This is a genomic window from Mycobacterium sp. (genome assembly GCF_035623875.1).
Classification (GTDB): domain Bacteria; phylum Actinomycetota; class Actinomycetes; order Mycobacteriales; family Mycobacteriaceae; genus Mycobacterium.
In genome coordinates, this window is record NZ_DASPSP010000022.1 from 1 (window position 1) to 12,303 (window position 12,303).

At 62.2% G+C, this 12,303-nt stretch carries 10 protein-coding genes, 1 tRNA gene and 1 pseudogene; 9 read left to right on the forward strand and 3 right to left on the reverse strand.

Going from position 1 to position 12,303, the window contains the following annotated elements:
* Both VEI45_RS02325 and VEI45_RS02330 read left to right on the forward strand, forming a co-directional pair.
* On the forward strand, positions 1-1,270 hold a 1,270-nt coding region (locus VEI45_RS02325; protein WP_324849751.1), incomplete at its 5' end, for a wax ester/triacylglycerol synthase domain-containing protein.
* A 31-nt stretch (positions 1,271-1,301) separates the two neighbouring features.
* Positions 1,302-2,405: a LuxR C-terminal-related transcriptional regulator gene (locus VEI45_RS02330; protein ID WP_324849753.1), complete on the forward strand. Its 1,104-nt coding sequence runs from the start codon at positions 1,302-1,304 to the stop codon at positions 2,403-2,405.
* 28 nt (positions 2,406-2,433) lie between these two features.
* Here the strand turns inward: VEI45_RS02330 and VEI45_RS02335 are convergent, their stop codons facing one another.
* The gene (locus VEI45_RS02335) at positions 2,434-3,540 is read right to left on the reverse strand and encodes an NDMA-dependent alcohol dehydrogenase (RefSeq protein ID WP_324849755.1); all 1,107 of its coding nucleotides are present in this window, start codon (positions 3,538-3,540) and stop codon (positions 2,434-2,436) included.
* Between the two features lie 297 nt (positions 3,541-3,837).
* On the opposite strand from VEI45_RS02335, the gene VEI45_RS02340 reads away from it, so the two are divergent.
* The 7 genes from VEI45_RS02340 (at position 3,838) to VEI45_RS02370 (ending at position 11,103) form a co-directional block, all read left to right on the forward strand.
* A complete protein-coding gene (locus VEI45_RS02340; protein ID WP_324849757.1) occupies positions 3,838-5,100 on the forward strand; it encodes a cytochrome P450 in 1,263 nt (420 codons plus the stop codon).
* 67 nt (positions 5,101-5,167) lie between these two features.
* Entirely contained in the window at positions 5,168-5,362 is a 195-nt protein-coding gene (locus VEI45_RS02345) for a ferredoxin (protein ID WP_324849759.1), read from the forward strand.
* 285 nt (positions 5,363-5,647) lie between these two features.
* Positions 5,648-5,977 carry a hypothetical protein gene (locus tag VEI45_RS02350; RefSeq protein WP_324849761.1) on the forward strand — a complete coding sequence of 110 codons (330 nt, stop codon included), beginning with the start codon at positions 5,648-5,650 and terminating at the stop codon, positions 5,975-5,977.
* Positions 5,978-6,164: 187 nt separating this feature from the next.
* A complete protein-coding gene (locus tag VEI45_RS02355) occupies positions 6,165-7,496 on the forward strand; it encodes a cytochrome P450 (RefSeq protein WP_324849763.1) in 1,332 nt (443 codons plus the stop codon).
* A gap of 15 nt (positions 7,497-7,511) precedes the next feature.
* On the forward strand, positions 7,512-8,966 hold the full coding sequence (locus VEI45_RS02360; protein ID WP_324849765.1) for an aldehyde dehydrogenase: 1,455 nt from the start codon (positions 7,512-7,514) through the stop codon (positions 8,964-8,966).
* Positions 8,967-9,016: 50 nt separating this feature from the next.
* A complete protein-coding gene (locus tag VEI45_RS02365; RefSeq protein WP_324849767.1) occupies positions 9,017-10,012 on the forward strand; it encodes a PDR/VanB family oxidoreductase in 996 nt (331 codons plus the stop codon).
* Entirely contained in the window at positions 10,009-11,103 is a 1,095-nt protein-coding gene (locus VEI45_RS02370) for a Rieske 2Fe-2S domain-containing protein (protein ID WP_324849769.1), read from the forward strand. The genes VEI45_RS02365 and VEI45_RS02370 overlap by 4 nt, the downstream gene beginning before the upstream one ends.
* A gap of 800 nt (positions 11,104-11,903) precedes the next feature.
* Here the strand turns inward: VEI45_RS02370 and VEI45_RS02375 are convergent.
* Together VEI45_RS02375 and VEI45_RS02380 are read right to left on the reverse strand one after the other, a co-directional pair.
* Positions 11,904-11,977, reverse strand: a tRNA-Pro gene (locus tag VEI45_RS02375).
* Positions 11,978-12,080: 103 nt separating this feature from the next.
* Positions 12,081-12,303: pseudogene (locus VEI45_RS02380) on the reverse strand (NADP-dependent oxidoreductase); the annotation flags it as partial.

A 12,303-nucleotide genomic window follows, 5' to 3' on the forward strand; every position in this document is an offset into this window, starting at 1 on the left:
CTGGGATCGACTTGTGGCCGCACACGATCGGTTTACTCAGCGAGTGCCGCGGCTGCGGGAGCGGGTCGTTGAGCCGGCGGTACCCCTCGTCGCACCCGCATGGTCTCCGGACCCGCATTTCGACTTGGAATATCACCTGCAACGGGTGCGGCTGCCGGGTGACGGGACCATGGCCGAGTTGCACGAAATCGCGGCTCAGTTCGCGGCCCGCCCACTCGATCCTGAACGTCCCCCGTGGGAGGCCCTGCTGGTGCTCGGGGTCGAAGAGGGTCGGGCCGCATACCTGTTCAAACCGCATCACAGCCTCAGTGACGGAATCGGCCTGCTGCAATTGCTGGATCTGGCTCACGGGCAGAGCCGCGAACCCGGACCCGCCGACGATAGGCCGATGCCCGAACCGCGACGGACAGAGTCACCGGAGGGGCTGCTGCTGAACCGGTTGGCCGGCAAGGTCGTCAGTGCGCCCGGGAGTGCATTGCGCGAAGCTTTCCACGTCGCCGGCCGGCTTGCGGGCGACCCCGTCGGAACCGCCGGCGACGCGGTCAAATTCGCGATGTCGCTGCGGCGCGTGCTGACACCGCCAGATGCACCCCACTCCCCCGCGCTGACCGGCAGCGGATCGGGTTATCGGCTGGACACCTTCGACGTGGCGTTCGACGACCTGAAAGCAGCGGGCCGGGCTGCCGGAGGTTCAGTCAATGACGCTTTCCTGGCCGCTCTGCTCGGTGGAGTACGCCGTTACCATGAAAAGCTTTCTCTTTCAGTCGAGTCCATGCCCGTGGCGATACCGGTGAGCCTTCGCACCGATGCCGACCCGATGGGCGCCAACAAGTTCGCCGGTGCACGGTTCGTCGCACCGGTCGGTGAACCGGATCCCGCGACTCGTATCGCCGCCATCCACGACTTTATCGCCGATGCGCGCATGGAGCCTGCGCTCGGATTCCTCGATCTCCTCGCGCCGGTGCTGAGCCGCCTGCCGGGTATCGTACTCACCCGCATCGCCGGTGGGATGACCGGACTTTCGGACCTGCAAGCCTCTAACCTAGGTGCAATCGGTCGCCCGCTGTATCTGGCAGGGGCGCGGGTAACCCGTATCTACCCGATGGGCCCCCGACCGGGCATCCCTGCCATGGTGGCGATGTTGACTTACGACGGAACCTGTTGCATCGCGGTCAACTTCGATCCAGATGCCATTACCGACCCTACGGCGTTCTCGACTTGCCTGCGCGAAGGCTTCGACGAGGTGGTGGCTTTGGCGAAGGCCGGCTGAATTGGAAAGCGTCGAGCAAGCTCGCCAAGTCGTGAGCGCGGCCGAGAAAATTGTCGGCGTCCGCGTTAGTTCTTCCGGGTTCGGCGACGACGATCTCGAGGCCGCCGCGGCCGCGTTATCCGCAATCCGTCACGTTCTCAACGAATTTTTGCTTGACACCGCCGATGAGCCCGACGCTGCACGGACCAAGCAGGTCGCGGCCCTGCTGGTCCGATCCGAACATGCGCAGGCCGCGGTACTCGACGCGGTACTGGCTCGGCGGGCTGCCAACGTCCTCACTATCCGCGACGCGATCGGGCGACTCCGTCAAGCAAAGTCCACGGTAGATCTGGTAGCACGGGCGGCTACCGAAGCCCATTACCTTGGTTTCGATCGAATTTTGTTCTCGCGCATCGATCATGGGTTGTGGCTGGCGTCTTCCGCATATGCGGGCGCTGACGAGGGGTTCGCCCACACGCTGGTGGAAGTGGGACTCGCCCACCCGCGCAAACTGGCCAGGCCGCTCCCTGAAGCCGAGATGCTGCGACGTGGCGCACCGATGGTGGTCCGTGATCCCCAGTCAAATCCACGCGTGTACACCGAACTGGTCGCCCTCACCGAAACGAAAGCCTATGTCGCGGCGCCGGTACTCGCCTGGGGCCAGCCTATCGGCCTGCTTCACGCCGACCGGCAGGAGCAGTCTGTCCTTGTCGATGAGTCAGACCGCGATGTCTTGAGCGTGTTCGCCGAAGGGTTAGGCATCGCGTTCGAGCGAAACCTGCTGCTGGACAAACTGAAGGCGGTGCAGAGCGCCTGTAACGAGTATGCGCAGGGCGTCAACGCGCTCGTCGATGACGTTACAGTTGCGGTGCTAGAAAGCGCCGCCGTTGCTGACCGTCTCGAAGTTTCCCTACCCGCCGTCTCGCCCAGCCCGCATCCGCTGCGAGAGCTTGGCGCCGGCGGGCCAGATCCCCTGACGCGCCGCGAGTGGGATGTATTGCGTGGCCTCGCCGCGGGAAAGACCAACTCACAGATTGCGGCCAGCCTGTTCGTGGCGGAAGGAACCGTCAAAACACACGTCAAGCATGTGCTGAGGAAGCTCGGAGCCGCAAACCGAACGGAAGCTGTTGCCAAGTATCATCGTGTGATCAACTAGGCGCCTGCACCTCAATCCCGTGGATTGATCAGAATCTGATCAATCCACGAATGTTGTTCCCCGCCAGCATGTCCTCGTAACCCGCATTGATATCTTCCAGCGAATACTCTCTGGTCACCAATTCGTCGAGTTTGAGCTGACCGAGGTTGTACATCTCGAGGTAGCGGGGAATATCGTGGCGCGGGTTGGACGATCCGAACAACGAACCGTGGATCGACTTCTCGTACAGGGTCAACTCAAACAGCGATCCACTGATCGACAATTCGGTCGGATGCCCTATGGCGGTGACCACGACCTTGCCACGCTTGCCCACCAGGCTTAATGCTTGCCCGACATAAGCACTTTCGGCCACGTCGGTAGTGATGATGCAAGCGTCCGCGAGCTGGCCACGGGTCAGTTGGGCGACTAAAACCTGCGCCTCGTCGACGGTGGCCGTGGCCTGGGTAGCGCCGAAATCGATCGCCTTATCCCGTTTGTAAGCTACCGGGTCCACCGCGACAATATGCCGCGCGCCTGCAGCTTTCGCGCCCTGGATCGCGTTGCTGCCGATCCCGCCTACACCCAGTACGACGACGGTATCCCCCGCCCGGACCTGAGCCGTGTTCACGACGCTGCCAAACCCCGTTGGCACGCAGCATCCCACCAGCGCTGCGCGATCAAGCCGAATACCGGCGTCGACTCTCACCACCGACGAGGTCGGGACAACGGTGTATTCAGAAAATGTTCCCAGCAAGCACATTTGGCCAACCCCGGTGCCACGCGCGTGGAACCGATAAGTCCCGTCAAGTTGCGGACCCTGGATGATCGCGGCCCCAAGATCGCAAAGATTTGTCATGCCACGCGCGCAATAAGAGCACTTCCCACATGCCGGTAAAAAGCTCAGCACAACCGAGTCGCCCTCAGCCACATCGGTTACCCCGGGTCCGACGCCGGCTACGACGCCGGCGCCTTCATGCCCCCCGATGACCGGAAACGGTATGGGAATGTCGCCGGTGATCAGGTGGTAGTCCGAGTGACACAACCCGGCTGCGGTCAGCTTGACCAGAACCTCGTTGTGCCCGGGCGGGTCTAGCGTGACCTCCTCGACTTGCCACTTGTCGCCCACGCCCCACAAGACCGCAGCCTTCGTCTTCATCTGACAAATCCTCCACCTCTTGAGAATGGCCACACGGCATGTCCCCGATCGTCGATTCTCGTCACATACCAGGCTATCGACGCATCTCCCTAACGGAGTGTTTTTTCTGTCCCAAACGGGACGGATAGTAGAAGTGCCTCCGCCGTTACCGCCGCTTGGCCAGCAGAAATACCGAACTTGAGGCAGAGAATTTATCTCGGATGGGAGACGTGCCGGGGATCGCACCGGCTTACCGTCGGTTCGGTAATCCGCCGATCCTGCGCATCGGCGCTCACGACGATGAAGTTGGGACCGATCATGCCTGCAACTGACGAAGGCGTCCGAACCGACCTGAACAAAATGGCGTTTTGGGCACTACCGCGCTCCGAACACCATCGGACCTTTGCCTGGCTGCGGGCAAACCAGCCGATCAGCTGGAACGATGCGCCCGAGGCGCTCGATCCCAACCTCGACAATGCCAAGGGGTTCTGGTCGGTCGTCAAACACCGCCACATTGCAGAAGTGTCCCGCAACCCGAAGGTATTCAGTTCAGCGCAGGGTGTGTTCGTCGACGACTTTCCACAGCTGGAGACGATGCTGTCGTTCATCGTGACCGATCCGCCGCGCCACACCGAGCTGCGCAACATCGTCAGCATCGCATTCACCCCGCGCAACATCGCTCTGATGGTCGACCAGATCAACGGCATCGTGGAGGAGATCATCGACAAGGTCGCGCCCCTGGGCGAGGGTGACCTCTGCGAGTTGATCACCAAAGAGGTGCCCGGGCGGGTATTCGCCAACTTCATGGGCATCAAAGATCCCGACCAGATTGCGTACGTGATGGACGCCGCCGAACAGTTCGCCGGCTGGCTGGACCCCGAGTGGGCTCACATCGGGTCACCGTTGATGGTGTTCGCCGACGCCTCCAAGAAACTGCAAACCATCGCGCTCGAGTTGTTCAAGGAACGCAAGCAGAAGCCCGGGGAGGACCTGCTCACATGGGTGGCCCAGGCGGAGTACGAGGGCCACAAACTAACCGCGGATGAGGCCGGGGTGTTCTTCGCGCTCCTTGCCGCCGGTGCCAACGACACCACCCGGCACGCGATGGCACATGTTGTCACGCTGTTCCAGCATCACCCTGACCAACTCGCCTACCTGATGGAGGATTTCGAGGGTCGGTCCGAGGACGCCGTCAACGAAGCCCTGCGCATGGAGCCGCCCCTGATGCATTTCCGCCGTACCGCCCTGCGTGACTACGAATTAGACGGGGTGACCATCAAGGAGGGCGACAAGGTGGTCATGTGGTTCATCTCCGGCAACCGGGACGAAGACGTCTTCGAGCACCCCAACGTCTTCGATGTCAGCCGATCCGTCAAACACAATCCGCACCAGGCTTTCGGTGGCGGCGGTCCGCACTACTGCCTCGGCCACGTGCTGGGTAGAGCGGTGCTGAAGTCCCAGATGCGGCAGATCTACACCCGGATGAAGAATCTGCAGGCGGGAGAACCAGAGCTGTTGCTGTCGAACTTCATGAACGGTGTCAAGCGCCTTCCCGCGACGTGGACTCCCGAACGGCGCTGATGTCGGTGTGCCGCCGACAGCCCAACAGGCAACTCGTCCGCTACTGCGACGACACCGGGGAGACGAAGTGAGAATCGTAGTGAACCGCGCCACGTGCGCCGGGATAGGAATCTGCGAGGCCATCGATCCCGAACGATTCGAAGTCCAAGCCGACGGCAAGACGCACGTGCTAAGGGAGGACCTCGAGGACGACGCGGCCATCGAGGTCGCCCGTGAGGCTGTGGAGAGGTGCCCCAGCCAATCCCTTCGGATCGAAGACTAACGAAAGCGGCCCCGGTGTAGGTGTCTGCGCGGTAGCGCCGGTGCGCACGGTCGACGAGATCATCTGGCCCATCAAGATTGGGCCCGACCGTCCTGAAGTCGCCGCCTTACCCCGAATGTGGGAGCGATGAGCCCTCGTCATGGTGACGCGGGAAGTGCGACCTGACGCTGAGACTTGACGGCATCGCCTCCGTCAACAAAGGGCTATCACAGGCGTCATGGGAAGAGCGAGGACGCCGCCCTGCGCGAGATCGACACTCATATGTGAACCGAGGGAAGGTGCACCATGAATTTCAAGGACGTCGTCGATATCCTTGACAAATCAGTCGGCGGAGCGGACGCGGATGTGGCCTCGCATGGTCCCTTTTGGCGAGGAATAACCCGGGACCGATTCGTCGAAATGAAGGTCGGCGGGCGGAAACTCGTTGCGCTCGGCGACGGCGCGAACTCAAACCTGGTGTTGTCGTTGAAAGGCGAAGCACCATTTGGCTCCGACCTGGACGACCCTCCCACAGGCGCTGTGACTCCGCGCATGCCCGCGTACCTCGATCCCATGCCGGCCGACGACATCAGCGCCATCGAGCAATGGATAAACGACGGCTGCCCGGCAGACTGAGCGGCTGTGAACTGCTCATTTGACTGTCGATCGGCACCGATTACCCCCAATGTGGGAGCGATCACCCCCCGTCATGGTGACGCACAAGAAGCGACCCGCGATGAGACTTGAATCACCAGAGACCTCGTCCACGTTGGCTTGTGGACAAAGGTTGTAGGGCACCCAGGACCAAGGAAAGAGGACGTCGATGACGACCGCGCAGCAAGCCGAACCGGCAGTTCTTCCCGAAAAAATCGCCCGGCAGCTCGTGCTCCCCGAAGGCCACGCAGACCTCAGGGCGCTGTTTGACGCTTACAAATGGATGCGCAACAACATGCCAGTGGCGAAGGCCATCGTCGAGGGCTACGACCCCATCTGGCTGGTCACCAAGCACGCCGACATCCAGGAAGTCGAAAGTCTGTCGGAAGTCTTTGCCGCCGGGGGCGGTACCGAGCACCCCGGTTCGCACAACCCGATCCTGCAAAACACCGCGGGTGACGAGTTCACCAAACAACTCCTCGGTGGCAGCTTGCGCATCCTCGACGCGATCCCCTACATAGATCCGCCCGAGCACACCCACGCCAAGAACATGGCTTTCAACTATTTCAAGCCTCCGTCGGTCCGGAAATTGGAAGATCAGATCCGCGACCTCGCCAAGGAGTCCATCGAGCACCTCAAGAAGCTCTCGGAGCGCGGAGAGATCGACCTCGTCGACGACTGGGCGCTGGGCTTCCCGCTGCACGTGATGATGACGCTGGTGGGGGTGCCGCCCGAGGACGAGCCGCGGATGATGGCGCTCACCCAGGAGTTCTTCGGCACTGCCGATCCGGAGCATCAGCGCGAAGACGTTGAAGCGCTCTCCCCGGAGGCGATGGCCCAACAGTGGGCGAACACCATCCAGGACTTCTTCACCTACTTCGACACCTTGGCCGAAGACCGTCGCGCCCATCCTCGCGACGATCTGGCCACGGTCGTCGCGTGCGCCAAACTTCCCGACGGTGAGTACTGGCCCAAGTCCTTCGTCTATGGGTGGTACACGGCCATCTTCACCGCCGGTCACGACACCACCTCAGCAACCCTGGCCGGCACCCTGAAGGCTCTGGCTGAACACCCCGATGTGCTGGCGCGGGTCAAAGCGGACCTGAGTCTGGTACCCGACCTCATCCAGGAGGGTTTGCGGTGGGTGGCGCCGGTCAAACACTTCATGCGCGTCGCGCTGAAGGACTACACGTTGCGCGGACAGACCATCAAGGCCGGTGACCGGGTGATGCCGCTGTTCCAGTCGGGCTGCCGCGACGAAGAAGTCTTTGACCACCCCGACGAATTCGACATCGACCGCAGGCCCAACCCCCACCTCGCGTTCGGCTTCGGTGCGCACACCTGCGTCGGCCAGCACCTGGCCAAACAGGAGCTGAAGGTGATGTTCGAAGAACTGCTGCCCCGCCTCGAGTCGATCGAGATTCTCGGACCCGGCAGCGTGACCCAGACCAATTTCGTTGGCGGTCTTAAGCACTTGCCCGCCAAGGTCACAATCTCCTGATCGGATGGGACACCAATGACCACAATCGATTACCCGCAGCTCTACATCGGCGGCACCTGGACGGCGCCCGCCGGCCACGACACCATCGGCGTCCATTCCCCCGCCACCGAGAAGCGCATCGGTTCGGTGCCCAGGGGCACCGAAGCCGATATCGACTCCGCTGTCGCGGCGGCCAGGACAGCGTTCGACGCCCGTGACGGCTGGTCGACGTGGGATCCGAAGGAACGCGCAGACGTCCTCGAACGGTTCGCGGTAGAACTGGAAGCCCGCGCCGGCGAAACGGCGCGCCGCGTATCGATGCAGAATGGGATGCCCATCTGGCTCGCCCAGCAGTTCGAGGCGGTCTTTCCGCCACTGTTGGTGCGCTACTACAGCGGCCTGATGACGAGTACACCAGTCGAGGATCCGCGTCCCGGTATGTTCGGCGGCACCTCGCTGGTGTCCAAGCAGCCCGTCGGAGTCGTTGGCGCCATCGTGCCCTGGAATGTCCCGCAATCGATTTCGTTCCTGAAGATCGCTCCCGCGTTGGCCGCTGGTTGCACTTTCGTTCTCAAACCGGCCGAGGAAACGGTGCTCGATGCGTTCCTGATGGCCGAGGCCGCGGCCGCGGCCGGCATACCCGACGGTGTCGTCAATGTGGTTCCCGGCGGCCGTGAAGTGGGTGCCTACCTCGTCGAGCACCCGGGCGTCGACAAAGTTTCGTTCACCGGTTCGACCGGCGCGGGACGTTGGATCGCCGAAGCCTGCGGGCGGCTCTTGCGACCGGTCACCCTTGAACTTGGTGGCAAATCCGCGGCCATTATCCTCGACGACGCAGATGTGGCATCCTCCATCGAGCCCTTATTCGGCTGTACCCTGCTGAACAATGGTCAAATCTGTTGGCTCAACACCAGGGTGCTGGTTCCCCAGAGCAGATACACCGAAATCGTCGATACGATAACCGATTTCACGCGCTCGCTGAAGGTGGGCGATCCACTCGATCCGGAGACCAAGATCGGCCCGCTGGTATCGCAGCGCCAGCGTGAGCGCGTCGAAGGTTACATCGCTAAAGGCAAGAGCGAAGGCGCCCGAATGACCACCGGCGGTTCACGGCCATTTGACCGAGGCTGGTTCTTGGAACCCACCATTTTCGCCGACTTGGACAACAACGCGACGGTCTCACGCGAGGAGATCTTCGGGCCGGTGCTCTCGCTGATCCCATACTCTGACGACCAAGAAGCCGTTGCGATCGCCAACGACAGCGTCTACGGCCTCGGCGGGTCGGTATGGTCGTCAGATATCGAACGCGCGACCAACGTTGCTCGCCGTGTTCGCTCGGGGACCGTCGGAGTTAATCACTACGTCAACGATCCGGTAGCCCCGTTCGGTGGTATCAAGCAAAGTGGAATGGGTCGCGAACTCGGGCCGGAAGGCCTGTACGCCTTCCAGGTCTACAAGACCATTTACCTGCCGCCCCCCTCGCCGCAGTAATACGATCTGGCGTTGAACTGATTTCGTGCCGCGATCGGAGCAAGGAAACGATGTCTGCGCCCGCCGTCACCACGCCCGGTGCCAACGTACATGAATTCACCTCCGATTTGATTGTTCGGCACCGCAGCACACCCGCAGAAGGTGTGGTTGTGCTCGACCTCGGCCATCCAGAAAACGAAGACCTGCCGCGGTGGGAACCGGGAGCCCATATCGACCTGATGCTCGACGATGGACTAACGCGCCAATACTCGCTGTGCGGTGACCCCCACGATTCGAGTACATGGCGCGTTGGGGTCTTGCTCGATCCCAACAGTCGCGGCGGCTCGCGCTACGTTCACGACAACCTCAACGAGGGTGCCACTGTGCGAGTACGTGGCCCGCGCAACCACTTCCCCCTAGTTGACGCGCCGCACTATCGGTTCATTGCGGGCGGTATCGGTATCACGCCGATCTTGGCGATGCTCGAGGCCGTGCAGCAAGCAGGGGGGGACTGGACATTGCTGTATGGCGGGCGGACCAGGGCATCCATGGCCTTCGCGGAGGACCTCGCCAAACGCTATCCCGAGCGGGTAACTGTGTGGCCGCAGGACGAGCGTGGTCTTCTCGACCTGGAGTCGCTTTTCAAAGAACCCGAGGACAACACCTTGGTTTACTGCTGTGGACCCGAGGCATTGTTATCTGCGGTCGAGCAGCACTCCACTCACTGGCCGGCGGGGATCCTTCATATTGAGCGGTTCGCCGCCAAAGCGCCGACTGCTGAGGAGGCGGCCGAAGCGCTCGATCGGTTCGAAGTCGTATGCCAGCGTTCAGGGGCGAGTTTTGAGATAACCTCAGACCAGTCGATCCTGGAAGTCCTTGAGGAACAGGGCATCCCGATTCTGGGTAGCTGCTACGAGGGTGTCTGCGGCACCTGCGAAGCGAGGGTCCTGGAGGGAACGCCCGACCACCGCGACTCGGTGCTCACCGAGGCGGAAAAAGCCGCCGGCGAAGTGATGTTGATCTGCGTGTCGCGTTCTCGCACCGAAAGGCTGGTGCTGGACCTGTGAAGACTCCCAGGACCAATTATCCGAAGAAGTGCTGGTACGTGGCCGCCACCTCCGATGAGATCGGGCCATCGCCGCTCGGGCGTCGCCTACTCGGCGAGGAGGTCGTGCTGTGGCGCAGCGGCAACGGTGACCTCAACGCATTCGAAAATCGTTGCGCACACCGAGCATTCCCGCTATCGCACAGCACGATCGACGGAGATCGGCTGGTCTGCGGCTACCACGGCTGTACATACGATACCGACGGCAAGTGCGTGCACATCCCGTCTCAGCCCCAAGTCCCGACCGGGATGAGGGTGCGTGTGTTCCCCGTCCTCGAGCAACCACCTTTCGTCTGGATCTGGCTGGGACAGCCGGCTGCTGCCGCGGGCAGCGAACCGCCACGGCTGCCTTGGATCAACGACCCGGCGTGGACAACATGGGCCAGTGCCTGGAAAGTAAACGCCAACTACCTGATGGTCCACGAACACTATCTGGACTTCAGCTACGCCCCGATCCTCCATCGACGTGATATACCTGCGGAAATCGACAGCATGCCGGCCTTCAACGACGTTGAAGTCACCGAAACCACCGTGTCCTACACCCGGCTTCTGCCGGACGGGCACCTCACCGACTGGCACGCCGACGCCACCGGTCTGGACCGCGCGCACCTGTACAAGCATCGTGAAGGCGGGACGTTCGCCTCGCCGGCGGTGCACTACCAATATTGGGCTATCGAAACCCCAGACGGCGACGTGTACACCACCACTCGGGTGCACGGCATCACACCCGAGACAGAAACTTCGACTCACGTGTTCATGCAGTCGTCGCGTAACTACCGACCGGATGACGATGCGGTGACCAATCGCCTGCGGACGTTCCTGGACGGAGTAGCCGAACGCGACACCGCGATACTCGAGATGGCTTCTAATCACGCGGGCTACGACGGATGGCGCGGCGGAGTGGAGTTTCAGGCGGATGCCGCCGCCTCGCGGGCGCGTCGCATCGTTGGGGTGATGCTGGCGAAAGAAGCCGGCCGCTCGGCGATACGCCCCGGTTTGGCTCCGAGCAGCAGAAGGGATTCGCTCAGCCCGCGTCAGCCCGTGAAAGGTTGAGTAATCCATGGTTTAGCCATCCTTGGACGCCGATCCGGTTACGTGTCGCGTAATCGCACAAGTTAGCTAGCGAGCGCGCCTCCCCACCGCGCGCCCGGACAAACGGGCCCTGCCTAGCGGACCTGGCAGCCCAAATCGCCTCTTAGCACAGCCACTATGCCGCGCTGTAGGCGGTTGAGGTCTAAGCAAAGCCGCCATATTCGACGCCGCCATATTCGACACGAAATCCTGGACACTTTTTGACGTCGGGTCGGCTGAACTGAATTCGTCTGTTGCCGCGGTGTCCTGCGCGAGGCGGAGCATCTGCGGTCCCTCGTCGATGAACAATCGGCTAAATCCAAGCGCGGCACAGGTTCTCAGCGCTGGCGCTAGGACACGCTGCGCCTCGTCCGTGTCGCCAGCGACAGTGCGGCAGAGCGCCAATTGGAGCGTGGCCCCAAGGTGTGCACGCGGGCGCTTGTCCCGGTCGACATGACCAAGTTGGGCGGGTGTCGGCGCCGATGACGACGCGCCTTGATGCTGCCACGATGGTGATGTCCCTCCTGTTGGTGATCGCTAGCAGATGGCGACACCCGGCGGGGCGTGCAGACAACACATCGATGAGGAATTGCCAGGCTCCTGATTAAGTCATGTCCGCCCTGCCGGGCCCCTACGGCGCCGGTGGCCGACTGACAAGACCATCATCAGCCCAGCCGCTCCAATACCATCAATGTGACAACTGGTGACAACCACGAAACTCTTCGAACACCCGTCCACGTGAGCCGAACGGCAAACTACCAGCTCAGAGCGCATTCCTGAGGTCGGGCTGACAGGATTTGAACCTGCGACCACTTGACCCCCAGTCAAGTGCGCTACCAAACTGCGCCACAGCCCGGAGCCGCCGAGGTTTCATCGACAGCAGGTGGAAAGCCTACAGCAGACGGCGAAGCTCGCCCCAACCCCAACCCCAACCCCAAGGCTGGGGGCCATGCGCCGAGCTAGGCCGTTGTGGGTTCGCTCAGCTTGACCAGCATCTTGCCGATGTTGGCCCCGGTGAACAGCCCGTTGAGGGCGTCGACGCACGACTCGATGCCCTCAAAGATGGTCTGGCGGTGCTTAATTCGGCCCTCATGCTCCCACTGGCGGAGCGCAGCGAAAGCTTCGTCGAAGCGCCCCCACTGATCGAGCGCGTTGAATCCCTGCATGGTGGCGGTTTTGGCC